Raw genomic sequence first — 15,389 nt, 5'->3', positions numbered from 1 at the left:
CGTGCCGGACCCGATTCCGGCTGCTGGCACGTGCCGGCCGAGCTTCCGCTCGGTGCCGAGGCGAGTCATGACGATTCGGGTGGCGATCGCCGACGACCACGCGGCGATCCGGGCCGGCCTGCGGATGATCTTGGAAGTCGAGGACGATACCGAAGGGGTCGGCGCGGCGGCCGATGGTGAGGTCGCGGTCGCACAGACCAAGGCACTGCGACCGCAGGTGGTGCTGATGTATGTGCGGGTGCCCGGAATGGCCGGATCACCGCGACCGAGCTGATCACCGCCGACAGACTGGCCAGGGCGCTCTTCCTGACCACGCTCGACCTGGACGAGTACGTCTTTCGCACATCGCGTGCGGGCGCCGCGGGCTTCGTGTCGAAATCCGCTTCGGGCCCGTCGCTGGTCGAGGCGGTACGCGCGGTCGCGGCAGGCGATGGGGCGCCGGCCGCGGCGGTGCCCCGGGCGGCGATCTCGGCGTTCGCGTCGTCGAATCACGCTGCGCCACAACCAGATCCGCACGGCGGTCAGGATCTCACCGAGCGCGAGCGGGAGGTGCTCGACTGTCTCGGCGACGGCCCGTCCAACGCCAAGATCGCCAGCACACTGTTCATCGGCGAGACGACGGTCAAGACGCGCGTCTCGCGACTACCGACGAAACTCGGTGTGGGGTCGCGGGTACAGGCCGCGATCGCGGCCCGCGAGATTCGCGACCGGTAGCTCACCTGCCGAGCGGCACGAATACACCGTTCGCGTCGGGGCGGTACTCCTCGACTGCCGTGACCGCCGCCACCGGCAGCGGACCATACAGATGCGGAAACAGCATCGACTCAGGATCGGTCGGCACGCCCGGTTCCCATGCGATCGGCGACCCTACCCGCGCCGAGTCGATGCGCAGCAATACCAGATCGCGCCGTCCCGCATAGAGCCGGTTGGCGGGCAGGTGCACCTGGTGAGGCGCCGAGAGGTGGATGAATCCCACTTCGTCGAGCGACGCCGCGCGGTACTCGCCCGTTTGCCGGGCGGACAGCCACTCGGTCGACGTGCATAGGTGAACAAGCGTGTGAGTGTCGTGGGTCACGGGTAATCTCCCGGTAGACAACTGAATCGGCCGATTCGAGGTGGTGATCGAGCGGTGGTCGACGACATGACCTGTGATGTTCGCCCGTAGCGAAAATCCCTGGTCGTGTAATCGAAAACACACAGAATCACTCGTGGGAACAAAGCCCCCGTCCCGAACGTCTGACAGAGTAGTCATACCCCTGCTGAGAAGTAGCGGTAGCGAGCTCGTGGTGAGTGACCACGGGCCCCACACCAGGTGAACGGTCGTCGGGACCGGGAGCCAGGACGGAGGAGTCATGCCAGGAACCCTGACAAGCACCCCACTGACCGCGGTCGATCGTTGCGACCGTTGCGGGGCGGCTGCTCGAGTGCGTGCCGTACTGCCCGCCGGTGGAGAGTTGCTCTTCTGCCAGCACCACGCGAACGAACACATGGATCGACTGCGTGAGTTGGAAGCCGTGATCGACACGGAGTCCGCTCCCGCGCTCTGACCTGCTTCTCGCGTCCTGACACAACAGCATCGAACAACAGAAAATTGTTTCCACCGGCAGCGGGCGACCTACAGGTCGCCCGCTGTTGGTGTGTCCGGGACCGGTCGGTCCGCCACCTCGCGGAGGATGCCGTCCAGCAGCCTGGCCAGTCCGTACTCGAACGCACCGTCCGGGTCCGCCGGTGCCTGGTAGAGCTCGCCCACTGTCGCACCGACCCGCGACGACAGCGGGAACATGGTCGACGGCATGACCTCGGCCAGCACCGGGCCGTGCACCTCCCACCACCGAGCGTCGCTCATTCGCCGCGTATCACGGGCCGCGGCGGCTGCCATTCGAGCGTTTCCGGTGGCGAATTCCGACAGCACCGCGATCACCCGGTCCATCGACAGGTCCGAGAGACCGATGCCCTCGATCGCGCCGAGCTGCCGTTCGTAGCGGCGCATCCGGCCCGGGCCGAGCACGAGTCGCCAGGGTGAGACCTCCAAGAGCCACGGATGCGCGACCAGTTCGGCACGGACCTGATGGGCGATGGCGGCCATTCGTGTGCGGGGCGAGAGATCGGCCGGAATGGGGGCGTCCTCACCGGCGACCTGGTCGACCATGAGGACGGTCAAAGCATCCTTGCTCGGCACGTACGTGTACAAACTCATCGGCCGCAGCCCCAGCTCGGCGGCGACCGTACGAATGGAAACCTTCGCGTAGCCGTCCCGGTCGGCGAGTGCCACAGCGGCGGCGACCACGGCATCGAGACTGACCGCTTGCTTCGGTCCGCGGCCCGCAGGCCGCGGCGGAAGCTCGTGTCGCCACAGTAGGTTCATCAGATGTTTCGCCTGGTGGACGGCGATCTGCTCAGTCAAGGGACTCCTCGGAATTAATCCAGTACACTGTACGATGTTCCAATACTCCGTACGCCATACGTTAATTCAAGGAGTTAGTTCTGCCCAGCACACACGCCACCTACCTGCCGGATCGGCATATGTTCGCATTGTGGACATGGTCCGGACGCGATACCGGACCAGCCCCGCGCGGCTACGGCGACCAGGAGACCTTGGCACTGGCCGTTCCGGTCGGAGCAGTCGGTGCGATCGAGGTTGTGGACGTCGACACCACACTGGTGGACCCCGAGACCTTCGCCGGCCGGGCGATCGAACACGCCGGTCGGTCGGTCCAGTTCTGGCAGGACATACTGCGCGGCCCCATCGCTGACCCGATAGCGGCGGACCCCGCAGCGACGACCGGCGTACCCACGATGCCCGTGGCCGCGCACGCGGTGCCGGATGCCTCCCGGACCGCGATCATGTCGGCCGAGCGCGCACTCCGGGTATTGCGCGACACCGAAACAGTAGCGGCGGAACTGCGTTCGACGCTGACGGCGCACCTTCGGCCCTATCAGGCACGCGGGGTCGGGTGGTTGCGCGAGACCGTCGACGCGCACGGCGGCGCGGTGCTCGCCGACGAGATGGGCCTCGGTAAGACCGTGCAGACCATCGGATTCCTGCTCGGCCGGGCTGCGACGGGGCCACAGCTCGTAGTGTGCCCGACCTCGCTGGTCGGGAACTGGATGTATGAGATCGAGCGATTCGCGCCGGGGTTGCGCGCGGCCGCTTGGCGCGGTGGCACGATCTCGGCCGAGGCGGGGACAGTTGTCGTAGCCGGATATCCGACGCTTCGACTCCACGGGGCGCTACTCGGCGGGCAACGCTGGGCGACAACGGTCTTCGACGAGGCACAGGCACTGAAGAATCCGCGCACCCAGGTCGCCAAGGCCGCGCGAGCACTCGAATCCACGGCGACGGTCGCGCTGACCGGGACGCCGATCGAGAACCATCTCGACGAGCTATGGGCGCTACTGCATCTGGTCGCACCCCGGCTGTTCGGACACCGAACGCAGTTCCGGCGGCGGTTCGTGCGCCCAGTCCACGAAGGGTCGGCAGCCGCAGCGGCGCGGCTACGCGACGCCATCGAACCGGTGCTGCTGGCGCGCAAGAAGAGCCAGGTTGCCGCGGCGCTCCCCGCGAAGATCCACAGCAACCTGCTCTGCGACCTCACCGTCGAGCAGGAAGAACTCTACGACCGGCTGTTGGCGCAGGCTGTCGAGGATGGATTCGGTTCCGGCATCGAGCGTCACGGCCGCGTGCTCGCGGCGCTGACCTCGCTCAAACAGGTCTGCAACCACCCGGGCCTGGTGACCGGCGATCTCGCCGAGTTGACGGGCCGGTCCGGAAAACTCGACCTGTGCACCGACATCCTGGCCACCAATCTCGCGACCGCCAGCCCCACCTTGCTCTTCACCCAGTACCGGCAGACCGGCGAGGTACTCGTGCGCCACCTCGCCGACCGATTCGGGGTGGCGGCGCCGTTTTTCCACGGCGGACTGAGCCAGGCCGAACGCGCCGCGATCGTGTCCCGATTCCAGGCCGAGGACGGGCCGTCGGTACTGGTGCTGAGCCTGCGCGCGGCGGGCACCGGACTCACCCTCACCCGCGCCGCCGACGTCATCCATTTCGACCGCTGGTGGAATCCCGCGGTGGAGGCGCAGGCCTCCGACCGGGCACACCGGATCGGCCAAACCCGTCCGGTCACCATCACCACATTCACCTCGACCACCACCGTGGAGGAGCACATCGCGGGCATGCACGACCGCAAGGCGGCGCTGACCGACCTCGGCGACGCTTCGGGTATCGCCACGCTGGCCGCGCTCCCCGACGACCAGTTGATCGAGATCCTGCGCCGCAAGCGGGAGAACTGAGGTGGACAACGAATTCGGCTACACCGCATGGGGCATGGACTGGGTGCGCCTCGCCGAGCCGCTGCGCCAGACCAGGCCGGATCCGCTGCTCCCCCGCGCCCGCAGCATCACACGCAACCACGGCGTGCACGCCACCATCGAGGACGGGGTCGTGCGCGCGACCATCCACCGCGGCGGCCAAGCCTCGCTGACCCATCTGGAAGTGGCGCCACTGTCCAGGACGGCGATCAACGCCATCGCGGAGATCGTTGTGGACGCGAGTGTGCTGACCGACGACCTGCACCGGGCGGTTGTGGCGGCAGGAACCGCGCCCGCACCGATTCTCGCGGGCACCGACTGCTCGTGCTCGGCACGGTCCGCACGCTGCCTGCATGTGCTCGCGGTGTACTACGAGATGGCGCGCCGAGTCGACGAGAACCCACGGATCACCCTGGAGATCCAGGGCTATTTTCGTGCAGTGCGCCGAGATTCGACGCTCCCCGCACTTCCGACACGCTGGACCCCGATCAGTGCGCTCGATCCCGCGGACTACTTCGGGACGGTGGTGAACTGAGTTACTCGTCCCGTCCGATCGCTGGTCCTCGGAGAATGGTCGCCGGGGCGGTACTTCGCCGGGTGATCAAGCGTTCGTGCCGCTGTCGACAGTGAGAATCGCGCCGGTGACGCTGCGTCCGGACTCGCCTGCCAAGAAGGCCACCGCGGCCGCGACGTCGGCGGCGGCGCCGAATCGGCCGAGGGCGGTCAGGTCGCGTTGCACCAGCGCGTGGTCGCCGTCCCGCGGGTTCATGTCGGTGTCGGTGGAGCCGGGCTGCACCAGGTTCACCGTGATCGCCCGCGGGCCGAGTTCACGGGCCAGCGCCTTGGTGAAACCGTTGAGCGCGGACTTGCTCAGGTTGTAGAGCGCGAGACCGCCGAACGGCGCGTGCTCGGACAGGTTGCTACCGATGCTGATGATCCGTCCGCCGGCGGACATGTGCGCGACCGCCGCCTGCGCACCGACGAACGCGGCGCGCGCGTGCACATTGAGCGCGTTGTCGATCTCGGCCACGGTGAACTCCTCGAACGGCTTCGCCGGGAAGATACCCGCGTTGTTGACCAGAATGTCCAGTCCGCCGAGTAGGGACGCGGTCCGATGCACCGCGGCGCGCACCGCGTCGGCGTCGGCGCTGTCGGCCTGGATCGCGATCGCACGACGCCCGAGCGCTTCGACCGTTTCGACCACGGATTTCGCCTTCGCCTCGGCGGTCTGGTAGGTCAGCGCGACATCGGCACCTACGGCAGCGAGACTGCGGACGATCGCCGCCCCGATCCCGCGGCTGCCGCCGGTCACCAGTGCCACTTTGCCCGTGAGGTCCGACATCGGACGCCTCCATTTTTGTGCCGATCAATACATAAATACTAAAGCGCATTCGGCGCAGCACTGTCAAGGGGTATATTTAACGATCGACACAGAAAGGACCCCGGCATGGCCGAACGCGGACGCCCGCGCGCCTTCGATCGCACGGAGGCGTTGCGCCGTGCCATGGAGGTGTTCTGGGAACACGGGTACGAAGGCTCCGCGATGAGTGACCTGACCGTCGCGATGGGGATCAACTCGCCCAGCCTGTATGCCGCATTCGGCGGCAAGGAGGCGCTGTTCCGGGAGGCCGTCGACCTGTACGGGCGCACCGACGGCGGCTGCACCGACCGCGCGCTGCGGGACGAACCGACCGCACGGGCCAGCATCGAGGCGATGCTGAGGGGCAATGCCATCGCCTACACCGAGGAGAACAAACCGCACGGCTGCATGGTGGTGCTCGCGGGATCCACATACACCACCCGCAGCGCGAGCATCCGAGACTTCCTGATCGACAAGCGTCGCGAGACGACCGACGGCATCCGCGAACGCCTGGACCGCGGCGTTCGCGAGCGGGACCTGCCCGCGGGGACGAACACCGCAGCCCTGGCCGGCTTCTTCACTTCGGTCCTCTACGGCCTGTCCATCCAGGCCCGAGACGGAGCCTCGCTCGCCGAACTCACCGCTTCCATCGACTGCGCCATGGCCGCCTGGCCGGGTGCGGCCGCCTGACCCGCGGGCGGTCGATCACCCGGACGAGTCCGACCACTTCCTCCGCGGCGCTCTACTTCCTTCGCAACGCGGCGATCCGCTCACCAAGTTGGTCGGCGCTGGCCAGCGCGGTGGGCGGGCCGCCGCATTCGCGGCGCAGTTCACCATGGATTACGCCGTGCGGCTTGCCCGTACGGTGATTATGCATGGCCACCAGGCTGTTGAGTTCGCGACGGAGTTCGGCGAGCCGATCGGCGGTGGCGACACGTTCGGCGGCGCCGACCACCTGCGGGCCCGGATCGGGGACGACAGCACCGCGTTCGGCGACCTGACGTGCCTGCCGGTCGCGCAGCAGAGCGCGCATCTGCTCGGCGTCGAGCAGCCCTGGGATGCCGAGGTAGTCGGCCTCCTCGTCACTGCCGGCGAAAGTCGCGGTGCCGAACGAGGATCCGTCGTAGATCACCTGGTCGAGTTCGGCGTCGGCGGCCAGCGCGACGAACGGCTTCTCCTCCTCGCCCGGCTCGTCCTTCTGCCTATTGGCGTCGATCAGCAACTCGTCGTCGAGGCCGTTCTTCTCACGGTGCGGCTTGCCGATCACGTGGTCGCGCTGCAACTCCAACTGGGCGGCCAGATCCAGCAGCACCGGCACCGAGGGCAGGAACACACTCGCGGTCTCCCCCGCCTTGCGGGCACGCACGAAGCGGCCGATCGCCTGCGCGAAGTACAGCGGTGTGGCGGCGCTGGTCGCGTACACGCCGACTGCCAGGCGCGGCACGTCGACACCTTCGGACACCATGCGCACCGCGACCATCCAGGATTGGGTGTTGCTGCCGAACTCCGCGATCCGATTCGAGGAGGCCGGATCGTCGGACAAAACCAGCGCAGGCTTCTCGCCGCAGATGTGTTCCAACAGTTCGGCGTAGTCGCGAGCACGTTCCTGATCAGTGGCGATCACCAGCCCACCCGCATCGGGCATGCCGGAAGCGCGTTTCTGGCGCAGCCGGATGTCCGCGGCGCGCAGCACGGCAGAGATCCAGTCGCCGGCCGGATCCAGTGCGGTACGCCAGGCGCGGGCGGTCTGCTCGGCGTTCAGCGGCTCGCCGAGACGGGCGGAGTACTCTTCGCCCGCGCTGTCACGCCAGTGCGCCTCGCCGGAGTAGGCGAGGAAGACCACCGGACGGACGACGCCGTCAGCGAGGGCCTCGGCATAGCCGTAGGTGTGGTCGGCGCGCGACTTCGGGAAGCCGGACTCATCGGGCTCGTAGACGACGAACGGGATCTGGCTGTCGTCGCTGCGGAACGGGGTTCCGGTGAGCGCGAGACGGCGAGTGGCGTCGCCAAAGGCCTCTGCCGTCGCGTCACCCCAGGTCTTCGCATCGCCCGCGTGGTGAATCTCGTCCAAAATGACCAGGGTCCTGCGGCTTTCGGTGCGCACCCGGTGCCGGAACGGATGCGCGGCGACCTGCGCGTAGGTGACCACCACGCCGTGGTAGTCACCCGAGGTGCCGCCGGTGGAGTTGGAGAACCGCGAGTCCAGCGCGATTCCCGCTCGGGCCGCGGACTGCGCCCACTGGTGCTTGAGGTGTTCGGTCGGCGCGACCACCGTGATCTGGTCCACGGTGCGGTCGGCCAGCAACTCTGCGGCGACTCGCAGCGCGAACGTGGTCTTTCCCGCGCCCGGGGTGGCCACCGCGAGGAAGTCGCGCGGTCTGGTGGCCAGATACTTCGTCAGCGCACGTCGCTGCCAGGCGCGCAACGAGCCACCACCAGCGGTCCGCACCACTCCCGAATCGCTCGGCGTCTCCGCATCTCCCGCCACAGCGGCGCCACCCGACCCAGTCACGCACACGACCCTATCCGCCCACCATGGCGTGTCGCCAAACCGACGCGGCGTGCGCGATGGGCATCACACGTCGCCGGGCGACCTCTGATTGTTCCGCCGAGGCCCACCGACGCGTCGCGCCGACAAACCGATGTGAACACCCGAAGTGCGCGATGCTGTAAGAACGATGAGCGACGACACCGCCTTCAGCGGCCATCCGCCACGGACCGACGGCCCGTCGGCCCGCTCGGTCGCGATGAGCACCCGGACGTGGGCCGACCGAGCCGGCGCGAAGGCCGCGCACGCGGGCATGCAGACGCTCGCGCTGATCGTGCGGGTGGCGGAGAAGGCATGGGACGATTCGATCTTTACCAAGTCGGCTGCGGCAGCGTTCTGGCAGACCCTCTCGCTCGCGCCGCTCTTGCTCGGTGTGCTCGGCAGTCTCGGTTACGTCGGCGGATGGTTCGGCCCGGACACGGTGCAGATCGTCGAGTCCAAGATCATCACCTTCAGCCGTGATCTGTTCAGTGCGACCGTGGTGTCGGATCTGATCGAGCCGACGGTGCAGGACGTACTCGGCCGGGGTCGCGGCGCGGTGGTGTCGGTGGGATTCGTGCTGTCGCTCTGGGCCGGGTCCTCGGCGATGGCCACGTTCGTCGACGCGATCGTCGAAGCCCACGACCAGCAGGACGCGCGACACCCGGTGTGGCAGCGGATTTTCGCGTTGCTGCTCTATGTGCTGTTCCTGGTTGCGGCGGTGTTCATCCTGCCGCTGGTGGCGCTGGGACCGACGCTGATCGGGCGGGTGCTGCCCGCCACGTGGCGGGAGACCGGTCTACAACTGCTGGACTTCTTCTACTACCCGGGCGTCGGCCTACTGCTGATCGTCGGACTCACCACGTTGTACAAACTGGCACTGCATACGTCGCTGCCCTGGCACCGGCTATTCGGCGGGGCACTGGTCGCCGGAGTGTTCTTCATGACAGCCAGCGAGGTGCTGCGCCGCTACTTGGCATGGGTCACCCGGACCGGTGTCACTTATGGCGCTTTGGCGACGCCGATCGCGTTCCTGCTGTTCACGTTCTTCCTCGGTTTCGCGGTGATCCTCGGCGCCGAATTCAACGCCGCGGTGCAAGAGTTCTGGCCCGCCCGCGCGACGCGCATGGAACAGGTGAAGGAGTGGATCACCAGTCAGATGCGGGGCGACACCGGCCCGACCGGCGAAACATCGACCGAGGACGAGTCGTTCCGTACCAGAACCACGCCCGACGCGCCGGACACCGAGTTGCCGCCGAACGGCCGGGCGGGACCACCGTCATCCCGCCCGTGATCCGGCCGGATCGCGTCGGTGTCTTTCCGGCGCGTCATCGCCTCGTCCGTCGATGCCGCGCGCGCAATAAGCGCTCAGTCGCCCTTGCGCAGGCCGTCATAGACCTTCTTGCACTCCGGGCACACCGGAGAGCCGGGCTTGGGCGATCGGGTCACCGGAAAGACCTCCCCGCACAGGGCGACCACGTGGGTACCCATCACGGCACTTTCGGCGATTTTGTTCTTCTTGACGTAATGAAAAAACTTCGGGGTGTCGTCGCCCGTCGTTTCGTCGGTCGTCGTATCCGGGCGAACCATGGTGTCGGTGTTCACGCATCCATGATGCCGCATCCACCGATTCGGTGACTGACCACGGTGTGTGCACGCAGGCATCGCTAGTGGAAGACTCAGCAGTATGCAGCAGAACGGCGACTCCCCCTCCGCCGACGGCCGCGACCGCGAAGAGCAACCCGACGTGACAATGCCCACGCAGCCCCGCCGTTCCCCCGGATATTTCCCGGGCAGCGACAACAAACACCCGGTACTGATCACCGAGGCGGCGCCATCGCTGGACGACCAGCACCGCGCCCGCGTCCGCCGCTACACGATCATCATGGCGTTCCGCATCCCCTGCCTGATCCTGGCGGCGGTCGCTTACAGCACGTTCGGCAACCCGCTGCTGTCCATCCTGATCATCGCCGCTTCCATTCCACTGCCGTGGATCGCGGTCCTCATCGCCAACGACCGCCCGCCCCGCCGCAAGGACGAGCCGAGCCGCTGGGACCGGCCACGGACCGCCCTCGAGTCCCGCCCGCACAAGGCCATCGACGGCTGAGTCGGATACGGCCGCCGGGCCGAACAGGCCGTCACGCTGGCTGCGGGGCGCGGCGAATGACGGCCGACATCACCGCGGCAGTGGCGCAGAGCGCACCCGCGATATACCAGGCCAGGTCATAGTTGCCACGCAGATCACGGATGACCCCCGCGCCGGTGGCCGCGACGGCCGAGCCGATCTGGTGTGAGGCGAAGACCCAGCCGAACGCGACCGCGCCATCGCTGCCGAACAGTTCGCGACACAGCGTGACTGTCGGCGGCACCGTAGCGACCCAGTCCAGGCCGTAGAAGATGATGAACATCCACAGGCTCGGCCGCGTGTCCGGACCGAGCAGCGCGGGCAGAATCAGCAGCGACAGGCCGCGAAGGGTGTAGTAGCCGATCAGCAGATAGCGCGGGTCGACTCGGTCGGTCAGCCAGCCCGAGGCGATGGTTCCCGCGACGTCGAAGATCCCGATCACCGCGAGCAGGCTCGCAGCGGCGGTCGGCGGCATCCCGTGATCGTGGGCCGCGCTGACGAAATGGGTACCGACCAGGCCGTTGGTCGACGCGCCACAGACCGCGAACCCCCCGGCCAGCAGCCAGAATCCGGGTCTGCGCGCGATTGTGCCGAGCACGGTCAGCGCACGCAATGCACCGAAGGGCGCCTGCACGCGCACACCGACAAGGCTGTCCGGCTCGGCGCCGTAGGCGGTCGCTGCGACATCGCTCGGGTAGTCCCGGATGAACAACAGCACCAGTGGCACGACGGCCAGCGCCGCACCGGCCACGATCAACGACGGCAGGCGCCAGCCGTGCGCGTGCGCCACCGCCGACACCAGCGGAAGGAAGATCAGCTGTCCGGTCGCGCCGGCCGCGGTGAGGATGCCGGTCACCAGACCCCGCTGCCGCACGAACCAGCGGCCGGTGATGGTCGCGACGAACGGCATCGACATCGACCCGACCCCAACGCCGACCAACAGACCCCACGTCATGATCAGATGCCAAGGCTGAGACATGTACACCGTCAATCCGCTGCCCGCGGCGACCGCGATCAGCGCACAGGCCACGACCCTGCGGATACCGAACCGGTCCATCAACGCCGCCGCGAATGGCGAGATCAGTCCGTACAGCAGAAGATTCAGGGAGACGGCCGCGCCGATGGTGCCGTGCGACCAGCCGAACTCCTCGTGCAGCGGGTCCATCAGCACACTCGGCACCGATCGGAATCCCGCGGCGCCCAGGAGCGTGATGAAGCCGACGCCCGCGACCAGCCATGCCGGGTGGATGCGCGCCCGAGGCGCGGAATCGACGGACGCGGAGGTAGACAGTGTCTTCAGTTCGGTCACCCGCTGAGCCTGCCGGAACATCGCCGACGCAGCGAGTGGCCGAAATGCCATATCGCATCAAATTCATGCCAATCGCGGCGCACCGCCGATCTCCTCGACAACGCGGGAAAGCGTCCCTCCGGTGTGGCGGGGGAACGCGACAGGGATGAACATGATTCGGTGGATCTGGGCCTTCCTGGCTCGCCCGGCCCAGCGCTTCGACGACTGCGCGTTCTGGTCCACGGTCACCGCCACCCAGCCCTCCGCTCGGCGAGGCGCGCACGATGAATTCGTTACCGTCATGCCCCACCCGGCACTGTTCGCCGAGGCGGGCGTCAAGACGCAGGCGGTGACCGGACTCGGCGGTGTGCACCTCGACGGTGGACGTCGACGACATCCCAGCGCCGTGCGCGCCGCGCTCGATCTGGACGCCGAACTGGTCGCGAACCACCCGGACTACGCCGTCCCGCACTCCCCCGTCGGCCAAATGTTCGGTTTGACCCCGAGCGGCCGCGCCAAAAGCATGCCCGCCCCCGCCGCGCGAACTCCTGACGGCGCGATGTCACGTGTGGACCGAGTGTGCCTCGCCATCGGCCTCACCGACTACGTCGCCGAGACCAGCTGTTGGAAGTCGTTGACCGGCTGGGAGTTCCGACACGGCAGATCGCCTTCGGCTGGCTGCGTCCCGCGGAGCAGTTACCGTCCAACTGCTGCCGCGATGCGTCGGCGATGGCCTCTCGACCAGCGCGCACGTCGATGTGTCCGCGGGCGATATCGACGCCACCGCCGCCTGGCACCCATCGCTCGGCGCGACTTCCTGATGCGGCGCCGCGAACAGTCGATCGTGCTGAGCGATCCGGGTGACGTTCGGTACCGCGTCACCGCCCGCGACCCAACGGGATCTGATTCGGGTAGGCCCCACCCGGACCAGCGGCAGCATGCTCTACTCGCACCCCGGTGACACGGCGGGCGGCGACCCGAGGCCCTCGGTCGCCGCGGACCGCGGCGTGCCGCGGTGGACACCTGGTCTGCGTGGGAATGGTGCGATGGCAGAGTACCGATGTGCCCACGAACCGATCGACCATCACCGGCTCGCTCCTCACTGCGCTCTGCCCGGACCTGCGGACGGCGCTGACCAGGGTCGGATACGACGCCGACACCCTGTTGGACGTGCTCGGCGCAGGCGCACATGCGGCACTGAGCCGCTCGGAGCCGGTTCCGGTGCGACGTGCCGCACGCGATGCCGGCGAGTTGGGCACCCTCATCCGCCTGCTGCTGCTCGGAGATGCCCTGCCGGTGCGGGAGGTGGCCGCCGCGCTCGCACCGGTGGAGGTCGACCGTGCGGTCGCCGCGGGACTGCTCGACCGCGACGGCGATGCGCTCCGCGCGGCGCTGGACCTGCGTCCACTGGACGCGGGCGCGGGCACCCGATGGATCCTGTCGGACCTCGACGAATCGATGCGGAGGCGCACCCTGGCCGAGGACCACGTGCTCGGTGTCGGTCACGCGTCCCTCTCGCTACTGCGCGCCACGCCCACCCGCCCGGTCGGGACGGTACTCGACCTCGGCACCGGCTGCGGAGTGCAGGCAGTGCACGCCGCGTCCTATGCCGACCACATCACCGCCACCGATGTCAACGCCCGCGCCCTGTGGCTGGCCGAGGCGACCGCCGCCCTCAACGAACTCGACATCGAACTGGTCGAGGGCTCTTGGTTCGACCCGGTCCAGGGCAGGCGCTTCGACCAAATCGTGGCCAATCCACCGTTCGTGGTCGGCCCGGCCCGTGTCGAACACACCTACCGTGATTCCGGCCTCGGCCTGGACGGCGCAAGCGAGTTGGTGATCTCGCAGGCAGCCGACCTACTCGCACCGGGCGGCACCGCCGCGATGTTGGCGGCGTGGGTACACGTCGACGGGCAAGACTGGCGCGGGCGGGTCTCGTCTTGGCTGCCCGCGCAAGGCGTCGACGCCTGGGTGGTGCAACGCGACGTCGCGGACCCCGCCCTCTATGTCGGCACCTGGTTGCGCGACGCAGGCCTCGATCCACGCGACCCGATCGCACAGGCACGTGCCGAGGAGTGGCTCGACGCCTTCACCACGGCGGATGTGGAAGGCATCGGCTTCGGCTTCGTCTACCTGCGCGCCATCGACGGCCCGACCGAACTGCTCGCCGAGGATCTCACTCACGGTTTCGACGATCCGCTCGGCGGGGAGGCCCTCCGCTACTTCGAGCGCTCGGCCTGGCTACGCGCTGTCGCCGCCGACGAAAATCTCGCCTGGTCGTCCCGTTTCGTCGTCGACCCGGCGACCGCGCTGGAGCGTGTCGCCCTGCCAGGGCCCGAAGGCTGGGCACCCACGGTCGCGCGCGTGCACCGCGGCGACGGTCCCCGCTGGCAGCACGAGGTGAACGAGACCACCGTCTCGCTACTGGCGGGAATGCGGGCGGACGGCCTCCCGTTGTACGAACTGATCGAACTGCTGGCGCTCGCCCACGGATCCGACGCGGTGACCGCCGAGTTCGCCGCCGATGCGTTGTCCGTGGTTGCCGGATTGGTGCGGCACGGATTGGTGCGGCCCGTGTAACCCCACGACCGCGCGAAACGGCGGTGCGGACCCTGCACCAGGGGCCGTTCCCTCGCCGGGTGCTTCTCAGGAACTTCTCAGACGAGAGTGACAAAAACCGCAGTTCAGAGCGGTTTATGAAAGGCATGGCGGGGAACTTTCTCAGTGTCGGGTCCGTTGATCGGAATGAGACACCACCGACAGGAGGCAAGTCATGACAAGCCCCGCCACCACTCGAGTGCGCGCCAGCGATTCGGACCTCGACGCCCAGAGCCCTGCCGCCGATCTGGTACGTGTGTACCTGAATGGGATCGGCCGTACCGCGCTGCTCACGGCTGCCGACGAGGTCGAGTTGGCCAAGTGCATCGAGGCGGGCCTGTACGCGCAACATCTCTTGGAAACCGGCAAGCGACTGTCGGCAGCCCGCAAGCGCGATCTAGCCATTATCGTGCGAGAGGGCCAGGCGGCCCGCTCGCATCTGCTCGAAGCCAACCTGCGCCTCGTTGTCTCGCTCGCCAAGCGCTATACCGGTCGCGGCATGCCGCTGCTCGACCTCATTCAAGAGGGCAATCTGGGCCTGATTCGCGCCATGGAGAAGTTCGACTACGCCAAGGGCTTCAAGTTCTCCACCTACGCCACCTGGTGGATCCGGCAGGCGATCACCCGCGGTATGGCCGACCAGAGCCGCACCATCCGGCTGCCGGTCCACCTGGTCGAGCAGGTGAACAAGCTGGCACGAATCAAGCGTGAATTGCATCAGCAACTGGGCCGCGAGGCCACCGACCAGGAACTCGCCAACGAGTCCGGCATCCCCGTGGACAAGATCTCGGATCTGCTCGACCACAGCCGTGACCCGGTGAGCCTGGACATGCCGGTCGGCAACGACGAAGAGGCTCCACTGGGCGATTTCATCGAGGATTCCGAGGCGACCTCGGCCGAATCCGCAGTGATCGCCGGTTTGCTGCATCACGACGTACGCAGTGTGCTCGCCACGCTCGACGAGCGGGAGCAGCAGGTCATCCGGCTGCGCTTCGGTCTCGACGACGGACAGCCGCGCACGTTGGATCAGATCGGCAAGCTCTTCGGCCTTTCCCGCGAGCGGGTGCGCCAGATCGAGCGTGAAGTCATGTCGAAACTGCGCAAGGGCGAGCGCGCCGATCGGCTCCGCGCCTACGCCAGCTGATCATCGCTGTCGCCGAGCCGTTTCGAGCCA

The 15,389-nt window shown here is 67.8% G+C and carries 15 protein-coding genes and 1 pseudogene; 10 read left to right on the top strand and 6 right to left on the bottom strand.

Annotation, left to right across the window (positions count from 1 at the left end; translation table 11 throughout):
• Positions 1-67: 67 nt before the first annotated feature.
• Positions 68-714: pseudogene (locus AB0C34_RS04760) on the top strand (response regulator transcription factor).
• Between the two features lies 1 nt (position 715).
• On the opposite strand, the gene AB0C34_RS04755 reads toward AB0C34_RS04760, so the two are convergent.
• On the bottom strand, positions 716-1,075 hold the full coding sequence (locus tag AB0C34_RS04755) for a DUF952 domain-containing protein (protein WP_357067444.1): 360 nt from the start codon (positions 1,073-1,075) through the stop codon (positions 716-718).
• 277 nt (positions 1,076-1,352) lie between these two features.
• On the opposite strand from AB0C34_RS04755, the gene AB0C34_RS04750 reads away from it, so the two are divergent.
• Positions 1,353-1,547, top strand: a complete 195-nt coding sequence (locus AB0C34_RS04750) for a hypothetical protein (protein ID WP_029903635.1) — start codon at positions 1,353-1,355, stop codon at positions 1,545-1,547.
• Positions 1,548-1,615: 68 nt separating this feature from the next.
• On the opposite strand, the gene AB0C34_RS04745 is transcribed toward AB0C34_RS04750, so the two are convergent.
• Positions 1,616-2,365: a TetR/AcrR family transcriptional regulator gene (locus AB0C34_RS04745; protein ID WP_357068497.1), complete on the bottom strand. Its 750-nt coding sequence runs from the start codon at positions 2,363-2,365 to the stop codon at positions 1,616-1,618.
• Between the two features lie 158 nt (positions 2,366-2,523).
• Here AB0C34_RS04745 and AB0C34_RS04740 point away from each other — a divergent pair, with 158 nt between their 5' ends.
• Entirely contained in the window at positions 2,524-4,296 is a 1,773-nt protein-coding gene (locus tag AB0C34_RS04740; RefSeq protein ID WP_357067442.1) for a DEAD/DEAH box helicase, read from the top strand.
• 1 nt (position 4,297) lies between these two features.
• Positions 4,298-4,849, top strand: a complete 552-nt coding sequence (locus AB0C34_RS04735) for a hypothetical protein (protein ID WP_357067441.1) — start codon at positions 4,298-4,300, stop codon at positions 4,847-4,849.
• A 66-nt stretch (positions 4,850-4,915) separates the two neighbouring features.
• Here AB0C34_RS04735 and AB0C34_RS04730 read toward each other — a convergent pair whose 3' ends face one another.
• The gene (locus AB0C34_RS04730) at positions 4,916-5,656 is read right to left on the bottom strand and encodes an SDR family oxidoreductase (RefSeq protein ID WP_357067439.1); all 741 of its coding nucleotides are present in this window, start codon (positions 5,654-5,656) and stop codon (positions 4,916-4,918) included.
• Between the two features lie 105 nt (positions 5,657-5,761).
• On the opposite strand from AB0C34_RS04730, the gene AB0C34_RS04725 reads away from it, so the two are divergent.
• Complete coding sequence (locus AB0C34_RS04725) at positions 5,762-6,364, top strand: TetR/AcrR family transcriptional regulator (RefSeq protein ID WP_357067437.1); 603 nt, start codon at positions 5,762-5,764, stop codon at positions 6,362-6,364.
• Between the two features lie 52 nt (positions 6,365-6,416).
• Here the strand turns inward: AB0C34_RS04725 and AB0C34_RS04720 are convergent, their stop codons facing one another.
• The gene (locus tag AB0C34_RS04720) at positions 6,417-8,126 is read right to left on the bottom strand and encodes a DEAD/DEAH box helicase (RefSeq protein WP_357068495.1); all 1,710 of its coding nucleotides are present in this window, start codon (positions 8,124-8,126) and stop codon (positions 6,417-6,419) included.
• A gap of 349 nt (positions 8,127-8,475) precedes the next feature.
• Between AB0C34_RS04720 and AB0C34_RS04715 the strand changes: the two genes are divergently transcribed.
• Positions 8,476-9,495, top strand: a complete 1,020-nt coding sequence (locus tag AB0C34_RS04715; RefSeq protein WP_357068493.1) for a YihY/virulence factor BrkB family protein — start codon at positions 8,476-8,478, stop codon at positions 9,493-9,495.
• 74 nt (positions 9,496-9,569) lie between these two features.
• Here AB0C34_RS04715 and AB0C34_RS04710 read toward each other — a convergent pair whose 3' ends face one another.
• Positions 9,570-9,806 (bottom strand): DUF3039 domain-containing protein, encoded by a 237-nt coding sequence (locus AB0C34_RS04710; RefSeq protein ID WP_357067435.1) that lies wholly within the window; start codon positions 9,804-9,806, stop codon positions 9,570-9,572.
• 148 nt (positions 9,807-9,954) lie between these two features.
• Between AB0C34_RS04710 and AB0C34_RS04705 the strand changes: the two genes are divergently transcribed.
• The gene (locus tag AB0C34_RS04705) at positions 9,955-10,308 is read left to right on the top strand and encodes a DUF3099 domain-containing protein (protein WP_357068491.1); all 354 of its coding nucleotides are present in this window, start codon (positions 9,955-9,957) and stop codon (positions 10,306-10,308) included.
• Positions 10,309-10,339: 31 nt separating this feature from the next.
• Here AB0C34_RS04705 and AB0C34_RS04700 read toward each other — a convergent pair whose 3' ends face one another.
• The gene (locus AB0C34_RS04700; protein WP_357067433.1) at positions 10,340-11,635 is read right to left on the bottom strand and encodes an MFS transporter; all 1,296 of its coding nucleotides are present in this window, start codon (positions 11,633-11,635) and stop codon (positions 10,340-10,342) included.
• Positions 11,636-11,786: 151 nt separating this feature from the next.
• Here AB0C34_RS04700 and AB0C34_RS04695 point away from each other — a divergent pair, with 151 nt between their 5' ends.
• The 3 genes from AB0C34_RS04695 to AB0C34_RS04685 all read left to right on the top strand — a co-directional run bounded on the left by AB0C34_RS04695 (position 11,787) and on the right by AB0C34_RS04685 (position 15,359).
• Positions 11,787-12,575, top strand: a complete 789-nt coding sequence (locus tag AB0C34_RS04695; protein WP_357067431.1) for a VOC family protein — start codon at positions 11,787-11,789, stop codon at positions 12,573-12,575.
• 77 nt (positions 12,576-12,652) lie between these two features.
• Positions 12,653-14,197 carry a methyltransferase gene (locus AB0C34_RS04690; RefSeq protein ID WP_357068489.1) on the top strand — a complete coding sequence of 515 codons (1,545 nt, stop codon included), beginning with the start codon at positions 12,653-12,655 and terminating at the stop codon, positions 14,195-14,197.
• A 193-nt stretch (positions 14,198-14,390) separates the two neighbouring features.
• Positions 14,391-15,359 carry a sigma-70 family RNA polymerase sigma factor gene (locus AB0C34_RS04685; protein WP_357067429.1) on the top strand — a complete coding sequence of 323 codons (969 nt, stop codon included), beginning with the start codon at positions 14,391-14,393 and terminating at the stop codon, positions 15,357-15,359.
• Positions 15,360-15,389 lie beyond the last annotated feature (30 nt).

This window comes from Nocardia sp. NPDC049220, from assembly GCF_040647855.1.
Classification (GTDB): Bacteria; Actinomycetota; Actinomycetes; order Mycobacteriales; family Mycobacteriaceae; genus Nocardia.
This window is presented reverse-complemented; position numbering and strand designations above follow the sequence as displayed.